The organism is Sphingomonas morindae (assembly GCF_023822065.1).
GTDB classification, from domain to species: domain Bacteria; phylum Pseudomonadota; class Alphaproteobacteria; order Sphingomonadales; family Sphingomonadaceae; genus Solisphingomonas; species Solisphingomonas morindae.
Genome location: NZ_CP084930.1, coordinates 2530155 through 2544978 on the forward strand (window position 1 = coordinate 2530155; position 14824 = coordinate 2544978).

16 protein-coding genes are annotated in these 14824 nt (G+C 72.6%); 9 read left to right on the forward strand and 7 right to left on the reverse strand.

Features of this window, described 5'->3' with window-relative positions; translation table 11 throughout:
• Positions 1-4: 4 nt before the first annotated feature.
• Positions 5-1090, reverse strand: a complete 1086-nt coding sequence (locus LHA26_RS12395) for a LysM peptidoglycan-binding domain-containing M23 family metallopeptidase (protein ID WP_252165913.1) — start codon at positions 1088-1090, stop codon at positions 5-7.
• Between the two features lie 66 nt (positions 1091-1156).
• On the reverse strand, positions 1157-2437 hold the full coding sequence (gene serS / locus LHA26_RS12400; RefSeq protein ID WP_252165914.1) for a serine--tRNA ligase: 1281 nt from the start codon (positions 2435-2437) through the stop codon (positions 1157-1159).
• A 322-nt stretch (positions 2438-2759) separates the two neighbouring features.
• Between serS and LHA26_RS12405 the strand changes: the two genes are divergently transcribed.
• From LHA26_RS12405 to LHA26_RS12420, 4 genes are all read left to right on the forward strand, one after another.
• The gene (locus tag LHA26_RS12405) at positions 2760-3377 is read left to right on the forward strand and encodes a preprotein translocase subunit YajC (RefSeq protein WP_252165915.1); all 618 of its coding nucleotides are present in this window, start codon (positions 2760-2762) and stop codon (positions 3375-3377) included.
• Positions 3378-3465: 88 nt separating this feature from the next.
• The gene (locus tag LHA26_RS12410; RefSeq protein WP_252165916.1) at positions 3466-4095 is read left to right on the forward strand and encodes a hypothetical protein; all 630 of its coding nucleotides are present in this window, start codon (positions 3466-3468) and stop codon (positions 4093-4095) included.
• A 423-nt stretch (positions 4096-4518) separates the two neighbouring features.
• A complete protein-coding gene (dksA, locus tag LHA26_RS12415) occupies positions 4519-4977 on the forward strand; it encodes an RNA polymerase-binding protein DksA (protein WP_252165917.1) in 459 nt (152 codons plus the stop codon).
• A gap of 154 nt (positions 4978-5131) precedes the next feature.
• On the forward strand, positions 5132-5533 hold the full coding sequence (locus LHA26_RS12420) for a PilZ domain-containing protein (protein ID WP_252165918.1): 402 nt from the start codon (positions 5132-5134) through the stop codon (positions 5531-5533).
• Between the two features lie 57 nt (positions 5534-5590).
• On the opposite strand, the gene LHA26_RS12425 is transcribed toward LHA26_RS12420, so the two are convergent.
• A complete protein-coding gene (locus LHA26_RS12425; protein ID WP_252165919.1) occupies positions 5591-5746 on the reverse strand; it encodes a YdcH family protein in 156 nt (51 codons plus the stop codon).
• Between the two features lie 202 nt (positions 5747-5948).
• Between LHA26_RS12425 and LHA26_RS12430 the strand changes: the two genes are divergently transcribed.
• The 3 genes from LHA26_RS12430 (at position 5949) to trxB (ending at position 9381) form a co-directional block, all read left to right on the forward strand.
• Positions 5949-6146, forward strand: a complete 198-nt coding sequence (locus tag LHA26_RS12430; protein ID WP_252165920.1) for a YdcH family protein — start codon at positions 5949-5951, stop codon at positions 6144-6146.
• Positions 6147-6251: 105 nt separating this feature from the next.
• Complete coding sequence (locus LHA26_RS12435) at positions 6252-8339, forward strand: TonB-dependent receptor (RefSeq protein ID WP_252165921.1); 2088 nt, start codon at positions 6252-6254, stop codon at positions 8337-8339.
• Between the two features lie 64 nt (positions 8340-8403).
• Positions 8404-9381, forward strand: a complete 978-nt coding sequence (trxB, locus tag LHA26_RS12440; protein ID WP_252168380.1) for a thioredoxin-disulfide reductase — start codon at positions 8404-8406, stop codon at positions 9379-9381.
• Here trxB and LHA26_RS12445 read toward each other — a convergent pair.
• The 4 genes from LHA26_RS12445 to LHA26_RS12460 are packed head-to-tail and all read right to left on the reverse strand — an operon-like array spanning position 9365 to position 12031.
• Entirely contained in the window at positions 9365-10132 is a 768-nt protein-coding gene (locus LHA26_RS12445; protein ID WP_252165922.1) for an alpha/beta hydrolase family protein, read from the reverse strand. The two genes, trxB and LHA26_RS12445, sit on opposite strands and share 17 nt — an antisense overlap.
• The gene (locus LHA26_RS12450; protein WP_252165923.1) at positions 10129-10770 is read right to left on the reverse strand and encodes a hypothetical protein; all 642 of its coding nucleotides are present in this window, start codon (positions 10768-10770) and stop codon (positions 10129-10131) included. The genes LHA26_RS12445 and LHA26_RS12450 overlap by 4 nt, the downstream gene beginning before the upstream one ends.
• Positions 10767-11036, reverse strand: a complete 270-nt coding sequence (locus LHA26_RS12455) for a phosphopantetheine-binding protein (protein WP_252165924.1) — start codon at positions 11034-11036, stop codon at positions 10767-10769. Before LHA26_RS12455 ends, LHA26_RS12450 begins: the two co-directional genes overlap by 4 nt.
• Positions 11037-11056: 20 nt before the next feature.
• Positions 11057-12031, reverse strand: coding sequence for a GNAT family N-acetyltransferase (locus LHA26_RS12460; protein ID WP_252165925.1), 975 nt, complete (start codon positions 12029-12031; stop codon positions 11057-11059).
• Positions 12032-12046: 15 nt separating this feature from the next.
• Between LHA26_RS12460 and LHA26_RS12465 the strand changes: the two genes are divergently transcribed.
• Both LHA26_RS12465 and LHA26_RS12470 read left to right on the forward strand, forming a co-directional pair.
• Positions 12047-13591 carry an AMP-binding protein gene (locus tag LHA26_RS12465; RefSeq protein ID WP_437441214.1) on the forward strand — a complete coding sequence of 515 codons (1545 nt, stop codon included), beginning with the start codon at positions 12047-12049 and terminating at the stop codon, positions 13589-13591.
• The gene (locus LHA26_RS12470; protein ID WP_252165927.1) at positions 13588-14820 is read left to right on the forward strand and encodes a pyridoxal-dependent decarboxylase, exosortase A system-associated; all 1233 of its coding nucleotides are present in this window, start codon (positions 13588-13590) and stop codon (positions 14818-14820) included. Before LHA26_RS12465 ends, LHA26_RS12470 begins: the two co-directional genes overlap by 4 nt.
• Positions 14821-14824: the final 4 nt, after the last annotated feature.

Below are 14824 nucleotides of genomic sequence, written 5' to 3' on the forward strand. Positions count from 1 at the left end.
GCGATCAGCCGCGCGCAGGGAGATAGCGCAGCGGATCCACCGGGGTGCGCTTGGCGCGCATCTCGAAGTGGAGCTGCGGGCGATTGACCGAGCCGGTGGCGCCGGCATGGCCGATCACCTCGCCGCGTTTCACCGCCTGGCCGCGCGTGACGAGGATATCCTCGGCATGGCCATAGGCGGTGATCCAGCCATCGCCATGCTTGAGCAGGATGAGGCCGCCATAGACGGCGATCGCCGACCCCGCATAGGCGACCACGCCATCGGCGGCGGCGCGGATCGGCGTGCCGCGCTCGGCGGCGATGTTGATGCCGTCGTTGCGGCGGCCATCGCCGGCGGGGCCGAAGCGGCCGATGATGGCGCCGGTCAGCGGCCAGTCGAAGCGGCCGGCGAAGCGGCTCGGCTCGGCCACGGCCTTGCTGGTCGGCACCGGGCGCGCGGGCGAGGCGCTGGGCCGCGCGGGCGCCTCGCTGGGCGCGATCGCCGGCTCGGACCCGGTGGCGAGATCGTCGATGTCGAGCTGGAAGGCGCGGGCGCGATCCTCGAGCGACATCGCCGCCACCTCGCGCGCGCTCGGCAGCTGCAGCCGCTGGCCGGTGCGTAGAATGTAGGGCGGCTGCAGATCGTTGATCGTCGCCACGTCGGACCAGGACACGCCATAGGCGCGCGCGATCGCGACGCCGCTCTCGCCGGCGCGGACGAGATGGTAGCGGCCGCCGGGGATGGTCAGCCGCTGGCCGGTGCGGACCAGGAAGGGCGGGGCGAGATGATTGGCGCGCGCGATCGCCTCCGAGCCGGCGCCGGTGCGGTTGCCGATGCTGCGCAGCGTATCGCCGGCGCGCACGACATAGACGGAGTCGGGAATGGTCGCGGCGTCGGGCGTCACCGGCCGCGTCGCCCAGGCGGGGGCGGGCTGGCGGACGGTGCGCGGCGACGCCCGATGGGGCGGCGGGCTGGGCGGAGGCGCGGAGGGCGGCGGCGCGGGCGGGGGCGGCACCGGCCGATAGGGACGATCCCCGCCCATCTGGGGGATGCAGCCGCTCACCAGCATGGCGGCGGCGAGCGCGGCCACTCCGCGCGAGACTGACGCCATGCTACGACCCCCCACCCACAGGTGCGGCGTGTGTAGCGATCGCGGCAAGGGCTGCCAACCGCCCGCTCAGGCCGGGATCAGCGCCTCGACCCCGCCCATATAGGGGCGGAGCATCTCGGGCACGCGCACCGCGCCATCGGCCTCCTGGTAATTTTCGAGCACCGCGACGAGCGCGCGCCCCACCGCCAGCCCCGAGCCGTTGAGGCTGTGGAGGAAGCGCGTGCCCTTGGTCTCGCCGGCGGGGCGGAAGCGCGCATCCATGCGCCGCGCCTGGAAATCGCGGCAGGTGGAGCAGGAGGAAATCTCCCGATAGCGGCGCTGGCCGGGGAGCCACACTTCGAGATCATAGGTGCGCGCGGCGGAGAAGCCCATGTCGCCGGTGCAGAGCAGCATGCGGCGATAGGGCAGGCCGAGGGCTTCGAGCACGCTCTCGGCGGCGGCGGTCATCCGCTCATGCTCGGCATCGGAGGCATCGGGGGTGGTGAGCGAGACCAGCTCCACCTTGTCGAACTGGTGCTGGCGCACCATGCCGCGCGTATCCCGGCCCGCAGCGCCCGCCTCGGCGCGGAAACAGGGGGTGAGCGCCACGAAGCGGAGCGGCAGCTCGGCCTCGCTCAGCAGCTTGCCCGCGACATAATTGGTGAGGCTCACCTCGGCGGTGGGGATCAGCCAGCGATCGTCGGTGGTGTGGAACAGATCCTCGGCGAATTTCGGCAGCTGCGCGGTGCCGTAGAGCGCGTTGGCGCGGACCAGCAGCGGCGGCGCCACCTCGGTATAGCCGTGCCGCTCGACCTGCCAGTCCAGCATGAACTGGCCGAGCGCGCGCGCCAGCCGCGCCACCTGGCCCTTGAGATAGACGAAGCGCGCCCCGGCGATGGCGGCGGCGCTGTCGAAATCCATGCCGAGCCGCAGGCCGAGCGCATCATGCTCGCGCGCGGGAAAATCGGGCTCGGCGGGCGTGCCCCAGCGTTTCTGCTCGACATTCCCCGCCTCGTCGGCGCCCTCGGGAACGCCCTCGGCGGCGCTGTTGGGCAGCGTTTCCAGCAGCGTCTTCAGGGACTCGGCGGCGGTGGCCTCGTCGGCTTCGGCGGCGGCGATGGCATCCTTGAGCCGCGCCACCTCGCCTTGCAGCGCCTCGCCCGCCGCGCGATCGCCGCCGGCAAAGGCCTTGCCGATCTCCTTGGACAGGCGATTGCGCTCCGCCTGCGCGGTCTCGGCGGCCTGGGCGGCGCGGCGGCGGCCGCTGTCGAGCGCGACGAATTGCTCGACATCGAAGGCGGCGCCGCGCCGGGCCATGGCGGCGGCGAAGGCGGCGGGATCGTCGCGGATCGTGCGGATATCGTGCATGGGATGGCTATGGCGGCGGCGGAAGAGCCGCGCAAGCCTGACGGCCCGGCCCCGAGGGGCGGCGTTTCGCACGGCCGCAGCGCGCGCCGCGGCGGTTGTTCGCGGGGCGGGCGCAGGCGGCGGAGCGGCTTCGGGGCGGGGGCGAGAAAAACCGGGCGTTCCGATGGCGTCCGGCAGGATGAACAGGCACAAAACCATGTCTGCGTCCGCACAAGCGGCGCAACTCATCCCCTTTCCCGCACAATTCGTCCACAAAGCGCGTGCACATACTGATTTGAATGCGTTTTTAGATCCTCGGATTATTCGCAAGTGGGAGCGACACATGACCAAGACGACCATTCTGGCGGCTGCCAGCGCCTTTGGCTTGATCGCCGCGACGCCGTTGTTCGCGCAGACCGCGCCCGCCGCGGCGCCGGCCGATGGCGCGGCGACCAGCGCCCCCGCCGTGGCGCAGGGCGCGACCGTCTATGATCCGCAGGGCGGCACGGTGGGCACGGTGGAAAGCGTGGACGGCGATTTCGTCGTGCTGGCGACCGCCGCCAACAAGGTGCGGCTGCCCAAGTCCAGCTTCGGCACCGGCCCCAAGGGGCCGATGATCGCGATGACGGCGGCGCAGCTGGATCAGGCGGCGGCGCAGGCCATGCCGCAGGGCGCGGCGGCCGCGGGCGCGGCGGCCGGAGCGACGGCCTCGGCGAACACCCAGCCCAACGTCGCCAAGGGCGCGCAGGTGACGGATACGCAGGGCGGCGCGGTCGGCACCGTCGCCGAGGTGGACAGCCAGTTCGCCACGGTCGAGCTTGCCACCGGCGGCAAGGTGCGGCTGCCGGTTTCGGCGTTCGGCGCGGGCCTGAATGGCGGGCTGCGCGTGGCGATGACGGCGCAGCAGCTCAGCGCGGCGGCCTCGGCGGCCGGTGGCGCGGGCAAGCCCGGCGCCAGCTGAGGCGAGGCGATCGGCGGCGCGGCGCGGCGCCGCCGGCGCTCAGGAGGATTTGCGCGCGCGGCGCCCGGCCCAGATCCCGCGCGCCAGAATGGCGGCCGCGCCGCCGCCGAACAGCAGCAGCATGGGCGGGGCGGGCACGTCGGTGGGCGGCCCGTTGGGCGGCGGCGGCCCGCTCGATCCCGACGAGGTCGAGCCGGTCGAGCCGGTGCTGGAGCCGGTCGAGGTGGAGCCGGTGGAGCCGGTGCTTGAGCCCGACGAGGTCGAGCCGGTGCTCGATCCCGACGAGGTCGAGGTGGAGGAGCCGGTGCTGGAGCCGGTCGAGGTGGAGCCGGTCGAGCCGGTGCTGGAGCCCGACGAGGTCGAGGTCGAGCTGGACGAACTCGTGCTCGACCCCGAGGATGTCGAGGTTGACGAACTCGTGCTTCCGCCGTTCGAGGTCGAGGAGCCGGTCGAGCTGGAGCCGCCGGACGTGGTGACGATCACGCCGCTCGACGTGCCGCCGCCCCAGAAGCCGCCGCCGCCGAAGAAGGAGCCGAAGGCGCCGCCGATCGGTGCCGCCGCCGCGAGCGGCGTTCCCGTCGCGACCGGGGCGACCGGCGCCACCGCGCCGCCCGCGATCGGCGCGGCGACCGGATCGGTCAGCGCCACGGTGGTGGGCAGGCAGGTGGTGGTGGTCGTGACGGTGCGTCGCACATGCGGCGCGGGATGGCCGGCATAATAGGCCGCGTGCGGCCTGGGCGCGACCTTCTTGTACGAGACGCGGGCGACGGGCGGGCGCTCGGCATAATGAACCGCGCCGCCGCCGACCAACGCGCCACCGGCGGCGCAGGCCGTCAGTTTCGCGAGCGCCATACGTACCGACATCGTTTCTTGCCCCTTGCCATCGCCCGATCGCCCCGGTTCCACCGGCTGTGCCCCCGGGACTATCTCCACCAATGCGAATTATCTCTTAATCGCAAGCGGCTGCACTCAAGTCGCGAGTGAGTGCCGTCCCGATTTGGGGCCAAGCGCGGCGGCGGCGCGGCGTTCCTGGCCAGCTTGTGCGCGCTGCAACCGGCCGGTATAGGCGCCGCGGGGCAACGGGGCGTCCCAATGGCGGCGTGTAGCGCCGTCGGTCGGGCGTGAGTGGCGCGGAGGCGACATGGCGACGGCAGTGGAAACGATGGATGACGGGGCGAAAGGCGACAGCGTCTTTCTTCCCGACGATTACCGACCGAGTGACGACGAGCCTTTCATGGGTCCGCGCCAGCAGGCCTATTTCCGGCGCAAGCTTTTGATCTGGAAAGACTCGATTCTTGAGGAGGCGCGCGGCACCCTGGCCCAGCTGCAGACGGATTCGCTGCGCGAGCCGGACATCACCGACCGCGCCTCGAGCGAGACGGACTGGTCGATCGAGCTGCGCACGCGCGACCGGCAGCGCAAGCTGATCTCCAAGATCGATGCGGCGCTGCGCCGGATCGAGGAAGGCGAATATGGCTATTGCGAGGTGAGCGGCGAACCCATCTCGCTCGCCCGCCTCGAGGCGCGGCCGATCGCGACGATGACGGTGGAAGCGCAGCAACGGCACGAGCGAAACGAGAAAATCACGCGCGACGACTGATTTCGGGACGGGTGGCGCGCGGCGCGGTGGTGAGGCCCCGGCCTGCGTGTTAGGGCCGGGAAGAGCCTGGAGAGGGTGCGCGGCGCACGCGGCCCGCACCGGCCAGGCGGCGACAGGCGAAGAGGCGGCGCCCGTGACGGGAAGCGCGAGGATTATGATCGTTGATGACACCGCCGGCAGCGGCCGCGCGTCGGACAGCAGCGATTCGCAGCGGCGGGACGAGCGCGACAGCCTGCTCATCCTGGCGCGGCTCCAGCCGGACCAGGGCGGCGCGGTCGCCACGGTGCGGGTCCGCAACGTCTCGTCGGGCGGGCTGATGGCGGAAGCGCCGGACGGCTACCACCCGGGTACGCGCGTGCTGGTGGAGCTGGACGGGATCGGCGTGGTGGCGGGCGCGGTCGCCTGGGCCGAGGCGGGGCGGATCGGCATCGCCTTCGACCACCCGATCGACAAGGCCCGCGCGCGCAAGCCGGTGGCCGGCGCCACTGCGCCGACGGAGTCCGGCCTTTTCCGTCCGGTCACCGATTTCCGGCGGCCGGCGGTCAAGCCGCGCTGAACGGGGGTTGCGCACGGCCGGTGGTCCCGGCCGCGCGTCGTCACCGCGAGCGGAGGATCAAAGCCGCGCGAGCGCTTCCTTGATCTTGAGCTTCTGCTTCTTCAGCTCGGCGATGATGCCCTGATCCGGACTGGGTCGGCGCGTCTCCTCGGCGATTCGCGCATCAAGCCCGGCATGACGGGCCTGCAGGCTGGTGGAATACGAATTCTGCATTCGATCCTCCTCGCTTTTTGATCGAGGCGGACGAGTAGATCACGCTTTGGCGAGTCTGTCGCCATGACTCGTGGTCGAATGCGTCGGGCCGTGGCGGGGGCCGCGATGATCCGCCGCCGGCGCCCGGGCGCGTGGTAAGGGCTTGCGTGCCCCCGCGCGGCAAGGCAAGCGGGGGCTCTCGGTTTCGCTGGGGGCGACGGCGATGGATGGTGATGAGGGCGAACGCCGGCTGGCCATGCTGCGCGCGGAGCATCGGGATCTCGACGATGCCATCCAGGCGCTGGGCGCGCTCGGCCAGCCCGACCAGATCCAGATCGCGCGGTTGAAGAAGCGCAAGCTCCGCCTCAAGGACGAAATCGCGGCGCTCCAGGATTCGATCATACCCGACATCATCGCCTGACCGTCAGAGGCGGCCACCATGAGTGCAACTGCGAACGCACCGCATTGACATGATATAAAGTCACATGCCAAAGCGGCGGGGCATTTGCGGTGGAGACGAGCGAGCATGCGGCATTTTCTTACGGCGGCGGCGACGATGACGCTGCTGCTGCCCGGCGCGGCATGGGCGGCCGACAGCGAGGCCAAGGCGGCCGCGGCGCCCGCCGACGGCCGGCACGAGACCGTCCCGACCGATATCGTGGTGACGGCCAATGCCCGCAGCCGGAAGGATATTCTCTCCAGCGTCACGGTGCTGAGCGGGGAGACGCTGCAGGAGATCAAGCGCGCCTCGATCGGCGAGACGCTCGCCAGCCAGCCGGGCGTCTCGGCGACCAGCTTCGGCCCGACCGCCTCGCGCCCGATCCTGCGCGGCCTGGGCGGGGATCGTATCCGCGTGCTCACCGACGGCATCGGCTCGTTCGACGCCTCGGCCACCAGCGCCGATCACGCGGTGGCGATCAATCCGCTCACCGCCGATCGCATCGAGGTGATTCGCGGCCCGGCGGCGCTGCTCTACGGCTCCTCGGCGATCGGCGGCGTCGTCAATGTCATCGATTCGCGCATCCCGCGCCGCGTGCCGCAAGAGCCCATCCATGCCGCGCTCGACGCCGGCTATGGCAGCGCCGCGCAGGACCGCAATGTCGCCGGCGCGGCGGATCTGCCGATCGGCGGCCATTGGGTGGCGCATGTCGATGGCAGCTTCGACAAGAGCGGCGATCTCGAGACCGGCGGCTTCGTGCTCAGCGCGCCGCTGCGCGCCCAGGCGGCCGCCTCCGACGATCCCGCCATCCGTGCGCTCGGCGGGCTGCGCGGCAAGATCCCCAACACTCAGGCGCGCAGCTGGTCGGTCGCGGGCGGGCTCGCTTATATCAACGATGGCGGTTCGATCGGGCTGGCGGTGACGCGCACCGCCAGCCTCTATGGCGTGCCGATCCGCTACAGCCTGGATCCCGCGATCGAGGATGAACAGCCCCGCATCGATCTGCGGCAGACCCGCGTCGATTTCCGCGCGGAGCTGACCCCGCACGGCCCCTGGCTGGATACGCTGCGGCTGCGCGCGGGCTATGCCGATTATCGCCATGACGAGCTGGAGCCCGATGGCGCGATCGCCACCACCTTCCTCAACAAGGGGATGGAGGCGCGGCTCGATTTCGTTCAGGCCAAGCGCGGCGCCTGGAGCGGCGAGAGCGGCGGCCAGATCCTCACGCGCGATTTCAGCGCCATTGGCGACGAGAAATTCCTGCCGCCGAGCCATGCCGAGCAATATGGCCTGTTCACGCTGCAGCGGCTCGGGCTGGGCGCGCTGAAGCTGGAGGCGGGCGGCCGGATCGAGCATCAGGACGCCAACGCCGCCGCCGACGCCACGCTCGGCAACCCCCGGCTGGAGCGGCGACTCACCACCTATTCCGGATCGGTCGGCGCCGGTTACACGGTGGCGCCGGGCTATCGGCTGGGCCTCAACCTCACGCATAGCGAGCGGGCGCCTTCGGTGGAGGAGCTGTTCTCCAATGGGCCGCATGGCGGCACCCAGGCCTTCGAGGTGGGCGATACCGGGCTCGGCAAGGAGAAGAGCAACGGCGCCGAGCTGACGGCGCATGGCGGCGGCACCGGCTATTCGATCGATCTCTCCGCCTATTACAACCACTTCTCGAACTTCATCTACCAGACGCCGACGGGCGAGGTGCGAGACGATCTGCCCGTCTACGCCTATCGCAGCGGCGCCGCGAACCAATGGGGATTCGAGGCGGCGGGCGAGGCGACGCTGGCGCGACTCGCCGGCTTCACGATCAAGGCCGACGGGCAGGCGGATTATGTCCGCATCACCATCCGCCAGGTCGGGCCGGCGCCGCTGATCCCGCCCTTGCGGCTGCGCGGCGGCCTTTCGGCCGGATCCGACCATTGGGACCTGCGGGGCGAGGCGGAACATGCCTTCCGCCACGATCGCATCGCCGAGAACGAGACGGAAACGCCCGGCTATACGCTGGTGAACGCCGCCATCGCCTATCGCCCGCGCGGCACCGAGTCGCCGATCACGCTGCGGCTCCAGGCCAATAATCTGTTCGACGTGGTGGCGCGCCGCTCCACCTCGCTGCTCAAGGATTATGCGCCGCTCGCGGGGCGCGATATCCGGCTTGGCGTGTCCGTGCGGATCTGACCAAGGTTGAGCGTGGCGCCCGCTCTGCCTATCTGCGGCGCAACTTGCAGATAAGGGCCAGATGATGAGCGCCACCCATTCCACCCGCATGTTGATTCTCGGTTCCGGCCCGGCGGGGCTGTCGGCGGCCATTTACGGCGCCCGCGCCGGGCTCGCGCCGATCGTGGTGCAGGGCATCCAGCCCGGCGGCCAGCTCACCACCACCACCGATGTCGAGAATTATCCCGGCTTCAAGGAGGTGATCCAGGGCCCCTGGCTGATGGAGCAGATGCAGGCCCAGGCCGAGCATGTCGGCGCCACGATGATGTGGGACACGATCGTCGAGGTAGATCTCAGCCAGCGGCCGTTCCGGCTGATCGGCGATGGCGGCCATGTCTATCTTGGCGACACGCTGGTGATCGCCACCGGCGCCCAGGCCAAGTGGCTGGGGCTGGAGAGCGAGACCAAGCTGCGCGGCCAGGGCGTGTCCGCCTGCGCCACCTGCGACGGGTTTTTCTTCCGGGGCAAGAAGGTGGCGGTGATCGGCGGCGGCAACACCGCCGTCGAGGAGGCGCTCTACCTCACCAACCACAGCCATGACGTGACGCTGATCCACCGCCGCGATTCGCTGCGCGCCGAGAAGATCCTCCAGGAGCGGCTGTTCAAGCATCACGGCGTGACGGTGCTGTGGAACAAGGAGGTGGAGGAGTTTGTCGGCGGCGAGGGGACGGCGGGCCTCGTCGCGCTGCGGCTGCGCGACACGCAGACCGGCGAAACGAGCCGGCTCGATGTCGAAGGCGGCTTCGTCGCGATCGGCCATCATCCCGCGACCGAGCTGTTCCGCGGCCATGTCGCGCTGGACGAGGATGGCTATATCGCCGTCACGCCGGGCACCACCCACACCTCGGTGCCGGGCGTCTTCGCCTGTGGCGACGTGATGGACAAGGTCTATCGCCAGGCGATCACCGCCGCCGGCACCGGCTGCATGGCCGCGCTCGATTGCGAGCGCTTCCTCGCCGAGGCCGATTACGAGGATGAGCGCGCCGTCATCGCTGCCGAATGAGCGCGCTGAGCGCGGCATAGCCCGCCGCATCGGCGAAGCTGTGCGAGGCGGTGGCGATCCGCAGCAGCGGCACCGCCGGCGGCGCGGGCCGCAGCGCCGCCCAGGCCGAAGCGAAGGCCTGGGCGGTGCCGTCGTCCTCAGCCAGCACCAGCCGGCTGCCGGCGGTCAGGCCGGCGGCGATGCGCGCGGCGAGCGGGCTCGTCTCGCGCGCGGCGCCGCGCACCAGACCGCGCGCGAGCCGTCGCAGATCGACGCCGCCGCCCACCAGCCGCGCCCAGGCGGCGGGATCGGCGAGCCGCCGGGCATAATGGCCGCGGATCGCGGCGGCGGGCGGAAGATCGTCGCGCGGCGGCACCGCCCAGGGATTGGCGAGCAGCAGCGGCCCGATGCCGGCGGCGCGGCCGTGCAGCGCGAGCGCCGTGGCGCCATCGCACAGGCCGAAGCCGCGCACCTCCTCCAGGCCCGGCGCGAAGCCGCGCAGGGCGGCGCCCGCGGCCGCGATCTCCGGCGCGCTTTCGGCGAAGCCGGGATCATCGCCGGGGCTGTCCCCCACGCCGCGCCGATCGAAGCGGATCACGGCCTCGCCCTGCGCGCCGAGTTCCGCCGCCAACCGCGCATAGAGGCGATGCGGGCCGGCGCGGATCTGCGTGCCGCCGGTTACGAACACCCAGCCGCGCCGCGCCGTGGCGGGGCCATCGAGGCTGGCCATGATCCAGCCCGTGCCGCAGGGTATGGGTTGCAGCCGCCTCATGCCCGCGCCCAGGCGCGGATATCCTCGGCCATGGCGGCGAGGAGATCGGCATCGGCCGCCGGCTCGGCGCGGCGCCAGAGCGGCGCGCCGGCGAGGCGGACATCGGCGGGCGCGGGATCGTCGCGCAGCCGCGCGGTGCGCGCCGCGCCCTGCGGCGTGGCGGCGGCGAGCGGCGCGGCGAGCGTGGGCGCGAGGGGATGATCCTCGCCCGCGCCGTCGCCGAGCCGGGCGGCGCGCGCGCGATCGCGCAGCAGCGCGGCGCCGTCGGCGGGGCTGAGCCGCCAGCGCGCCACGCCGATGCCATCGAGCAGCGCGCCGCCGCGCAGCGCCACGGTGCGCGGCGGCCGGCCGCTGGACGCGGCGACATGGGCGGCGAGCGCCGCGCACAGGGCCTGCCAGTCCGCCCAGCCGATCCTGTCCAGCGCGGCGGGGCTCTCGCCCGTTCCCGGCAGATCGGGCAGCCACAGGCCGAAGCCGTCCTGCGCCAGCGCGCGCGCCAGCCCGGCCAGCAGCGCGCGGCAGCGATTGGCCTCCTCGAACAGGGGCTGGAGCAGGATCAGCGGCGGCGCGGCGGGATCGCCATAGTGGAGCACGAAGGCCGCGCCCAGTTCGAGGACGCGCGGCGCCGCCGGGATCATGCGTCCAGCTTGGCGCGCACGAAGCGGGCGAGGCTGCCGAAGCTCTCCAGCAGCGCGCCGTCTACCTCGTCATCCTCGATCAGGATGCCGAGACGATCCTCGATCTCGGTCAGCAGCCCCGCGACCGCCATGGAATCGAGTTCCGGAAGCACGCCGAACAGCGGCGTGTCGGCGGTGAGCGCGGCGGCGCGGGCGGGGGCGAGACCCAGCGTATCGGCAAGGATGGCGCGCAGCTGATCATCGACGGTAGGGGCGTCAATCGACATGGCAATCTCCTTGCGCGCGCCTATCGCAGGCCGGCGCGGCGGGCAAGGCGGCCGGTCAGCGCGCGCACCAGCCCGGCGGCGCCGCGGGGGCGGAGCGGGCGATAGGCGTCCAGCCGCCACACGGGTTCGGCGCGATCCAGCCAATCGCCCTTATAGGGCTCGTCGCCGAGGCCGAAATCGATCCGCCGGACGCGATCCACGTCGATGACATGGCGGAACAGGGCATGGCTGAGCAGGGTGCCCGGCGAGCCGGCGCGCTGGTCCTCGCGATGGGCGAGCTTGTGGATCACCGCCTCGCCGCCCTCGACCAGCCAGAATTGCGCGGCGACGGGCTGATCGCCGCGCCACGCCAGCCCCAGCCGGAGCGTGCCGGCCGCGCCCTCGCGCGCCGCCAGCGTGCGGAGCAGCGCCGGCGCCCCTTCCTCGGGCTTCCAGCTCGCCCGGTAGACGGCCTCATAGGCCTGCCAGGCGGGCGCGGCGAAGCGGTCGAGTATCTCGATCCGCACCGGATGGCTGCGCGCGCGCCGCGCCACCAGCGTGCGCAGGCGGCCGGGGCGCGCCGCCCAATAGGCGTCGAACGGCACGCCCTCGAGCGTGCTCAGCCAGCGCGTCGACTGGCGGTGGAGAAGCACGCGCCAGCCGGCGGCGCGCAGCCCGGCGATCAGCGCGGCGCGGCGATCGGCGCGCACCGGCAGCAGCGTGAGCCGATCGAAGCGCGTCGCGGCGGCGGCGAAGAGCGCGGGCAGCAGCCGGTCCGGGCCGATCGGCGCGAAGGCGAGGCTGTACCAGCAGGCGAGCGGCGCGGCGCGGCGGCGCCCCTGATCGGCGAGGAAGAGGAACGCCTCCTCGCCGCCATCCGTCACCCGCAGCACGCGCGGCGCCAGCGCGGGATCATGCGCGGCGACGAGGCGGAACCAGTCGAGCCGCTCGAACAGCGGCCGGGGGCGCGCCAGCGCGGGCGCCGCCATGGTCTCCAGATCCAGCCATTCCCCCAAGACCAACCTCGCGTTATGGGCGGGCCCGCTGTGCCGCCGAAGGACTGGATTTTGCAAGAGCGCTCGCCCGATGCCACCCCCTGCCGGCTGGACTGGCTGGCGCGGCGGGGCGCGCGCGCGGCGCCCGCGCTCGCCGATCGCGCGGGCACGCTGGACCATGCGGGGCTGGACGCGGCGGTGGGCGCGCTCGCCGCGCATCTGGCGGAACGCAGCGCGCCGGGCGATCGCATCGCCAGCTGGCTTCCCAAGACGCGGCTCGCCTGCCTTTTGCCGCTCGCCTGCGCGCGCGCCGGGCGGGTGCATGTGCCGATCAACCCGCTGCTCAAGCCGGGCCAGGTCGGCCATATCCTCGCCGATGCCGAGGCGGCGCTGCTGATCAGCCAGCCCGCGCGGCTGGCGCTGTTGCCGCCGGGCGGGGCGATGCTGCCCGAGGCGGCGCTCGCCGCCGGGCATGACGCCGCGCTGCCGCCCTCCACCGGCGATGCCGGCGCGCTGGCCGCGCTGCTCTACACCTCGGGCTCGACGGGGCGGCCCAAGGGGGTAATGCTGAGCCACGCCAATCTCTGGCTCGGCGCGCTCTCGGTCGCCCACTATCTCGCGCTCGCGCCCGATGATCGCACCCTGGCCGTGCTGCCGCTCAGCTTCGATGCCGGGCTCAACCAGATGCTCGCCAGCTGGGCGGCGGGCGCGATGATCGCCCCGCTCGATTATCTGGTGCCGGCCGATGTGGTGAAGGCGGTGGAGCGCCACGCCATCACCGTGCTGACGGGCGTGCCGCCGCTCTGGATCCAATTGGCCGAGGCGCGCTGGCCCGAGGCGACGGCGGCGCGGCTGCGCACCATCGCCACCACCGGCGGCCGCCTGCCGGTGGCCGTGGTGCGGCGGCTGCGCGCGCTCTTTCCGGCGGCGCGGCTGCACCTGATGTATGGCCTGACCGAGGCGTTTCGCGCCACCAGCCTCGATCCGGCGCTGGTCGACGCGCATCCCGATGCGATCGGCACCGCCATCCCCTTCGCCGAGGTGCTGGTGCTGCGTCCCGATGGCCGCGAGGCCGCGCCCGACGAGCCGGGCGAGCTGGTGCAGGCGGGCCCGCTGGTGGCGCAGGGCTATTGGCGCGATCCGGCGCGCACCGCGCTGCGCTTCCGCCCGGCGCCGGCGGCGGCGCGGGCCGGGGGCGTTGCGGTTTGGTCGGGCGATACGGTCGTGCGCGGGGCGGATGGGCTGCTCCGGTTCGTCGGCCGCGACGACGAGATGATCAAGGTCTCGGGCAACCGCATCAGCCCCACCGAGATCGAGGAGGCGGCGATCGCCAGCGGCGCCGCGCGCGAGGCGGTGGCGCTGGGGGTGGCCGATGCCCGGCTCGGCCAGGCCATCCTGCTGCTGGTGCGCGGCGCGCCCGATCAGGATCCGGACGCGGCCGACGCCGTGCTCCGCGCCTTTCTCAAGGCCGAGCTGGCCGGCTTCCAGCAACCCGGCACGATCCGCTGGGTGGCGGACTTTCCCCGCAATCCCAATGGCAAGCTCGATCGCGCCGCGATCCGGGCGGAGGCGCTGCGATGAAGCCCAAAGGCCCGATCCCGCCCTATTTCGAGGCCGGCGCCGCCGGCCGTCTGGCGATCGGCGGACAGGATGCCGAGGCGATCGCGGCCGAGGCGGACACGCCCTGTTTCGTCTATGATGCCGGCATCATCGCGACCCGCCTCGCCGCGCTGCGGGCCGCGATGCCCGCCGGGCTCGGCATCCATTATGCGATCAAGGCCAACCCCTTTCCGCCGCTGCTCGCGTGGATGGCGGGGCGGGTGGACGGGTTCGACATCGCGTCCGGCGGCGAATTGCGGCGCGCGCGCGCGGCCGGCATGGCGGCGGCGCGGATCAGCTTCGCCGGGCCCGGCAAGCGCGCGCGCGATCTCGAAGCGGCGATCGCGGCGGGGGTGACGCTCAACCTCGAATCCGAGGGCGAGGCGCGCCGCGCGCTGGCGATCGGAGAACGGCTGGGCGTGGCGCCGCGCTGCGCGGTGCGGATCAACCCCGCCTTCGAGCTGCGCGGCTCGGGCATGCGGATGGGCGGCGGCGCCAAGCCCTTCGGCGTGGACGAGGCGCGGGTGCCGGCGCTGCTCCGCCACCTGATCGCGGCGGGCGCGGACTATCGCGGGCTGCACATCTACGCGGGCTCGCAGGCGCTCGACGCGCAGGCGATCATCGACGCGCAGCGCCAGGCGGTGGCGCTGGCGCGGCGCCTGGACGAGGCGCTGGGCGCGGCCGCGCCGCTGGTGAATCTGGGCGGCGGCTTCGGCGTGCCCTATTTCGCGGGCGATGCCGCGCTCGACATCGGCGCGATCGGCGCGGCGCTGGCCGAGACGGTGGCGGGCGAGGCGGCGCGCTTCGCGATCGAGCTTGGCCGCTGGATCGTGGCCGAGGCGGGCGTCTATCTCACCCGCGTCGTCGATCGCAAGCTGAGCCACGACCGGCTCTTCCTCGTCACCGATGGCGGGCTCCACCACCAGCTGGCGGCATCGGGCAATTTCGGCACGGTGGTGCGGCGCAACTATCCCATCGCCAATGCCAGCCGCTTCGAGGCGCCGGAGGCGGCGGTGGCGACGGTCGTCGGATGCCTCTGCACGCCGCTGGACCGGCTCGCCGACGAGGTGCTGCTGCCCGAGACGGCGGAGGGCGATCTGATCGCGGTCTTCCTGGCCGGAGCCTATGGCGCGAGCGCCAGCCCGGCGGCCTTTCTCGGCCATGAGCCCGCCGCCGAACGCCTGCTCGGCGCCGCGCCGGAGCGTCCCTAACCCA

Excerpts from the sequence above, each read along its gene's own strand:
- LHA26_RS12425 (WP_252165919.1), bottom strand. The coding sequence starts at position 5,746 with ATGCAGAATTCGTATTCCACCAGCCTGCAGGCCCGTCATGCCGGGCTT.
- LHA26_RS12470 (WP_252165927.1), top strand. The coding sequence starts at position 13,588 with ATGAAGCCCAAAGGCCCGATCCCGCCCTATTTCGAGGCCGGCGCCGCC.
- serS (WP_252165914.1), bottom strand. The coding sequence starts at position 2,437 with ATGCACGATATCCGCACGATCCGCGACGATCCCGCCGCCTTCGCCGCC.
- LHA26_RS12445 (WP_252165922.1), bottom strand. The coding sequence starts at position 10,132 with ATGAGGCGGCTGCAACCCATACCCTGCGGCACGGGCTGGATCATGGCC.
- LHA26_RS12420 (WP_252165918.1), top strand. The coding sequence starts at position 5,132 with ATGATCGTTGATGACACCGCCGGCAGCGGCCGCGCGTCGGACAGCAGC.
- LHA26_RS12435 (WP_252165921.1), top strand. The coding sequence starts at position 6,252 with ATGCGGCATTTTCTTACGGCGGCGGCGACGATGACGCTGCTGCTGCCC.
- LHA26_RS12405 (WP_252165915.1), top strand. The coding sequence starts at position 2,760 with ATGACCAAGACGACCATTCTGGCGGCTGCCAGCGCCTTTGGCTTGATC.
- LHA26_RS12395 (WP_252165913.1), bottom strand. The coding sequence starts at position 1,090 with ATGGCGTCAGTCTCGCGCGGAGTGGCCGCGCTCGCCGCCGCCATGCTG.
- LHA26_RS12465 (WP_437441214.1), top strand. The coding sequence starts at position 12,047 with ATGGGCGGGCCCGCTGTGCCGCCGAAGGACTGGATTTTGCAAGAGCGC.
- LHA26_RS12430 (WP_252165920.1), top strand. The coding sequence starts at position 5,949 with ATGGATGGTGATGAGGGCGAACGCCGGCTGGCCATGCTGCGCGCGGAG.
- LHA26_RS12450 (WP_252165923.1), bottom strand. The coding sequence starts at position 10,770 with ATGATCCCGGCGGCGCCGCGCGTCCTCGAACTGGGCGCGGCCTTCGTG.
- trxB (WP_252168380.1), top strand. The coding sequence starts at position 8,404 with ATGAGCGCCACCCATTCCACCCGCATGTTGATTCTCGGTTCCGGCCCG.
- LHA26_RS12410 (WP_252165916.1), top strand. The coding sequence starts at position 3,466 with ATGGCGGCCGCGCCGCCGCCGAACAGCAGCAGCATGGGCGGGGCGGGC.
- LHA26_RS12455 (WP_252165924.1), bottom strand. The coding sequence starts at position 11,036 with ATGTCGATTGACGCCCCTACCGTCGATGATCAGCTGCGCGCCATCCTT.
- dksA (WP_252165917.1), top strand. The coding sequence starts at position 4,519 with ATGGCGACGGCAGTGGAAACGATGGATGACGGGGCGAAAGGCGACAGC.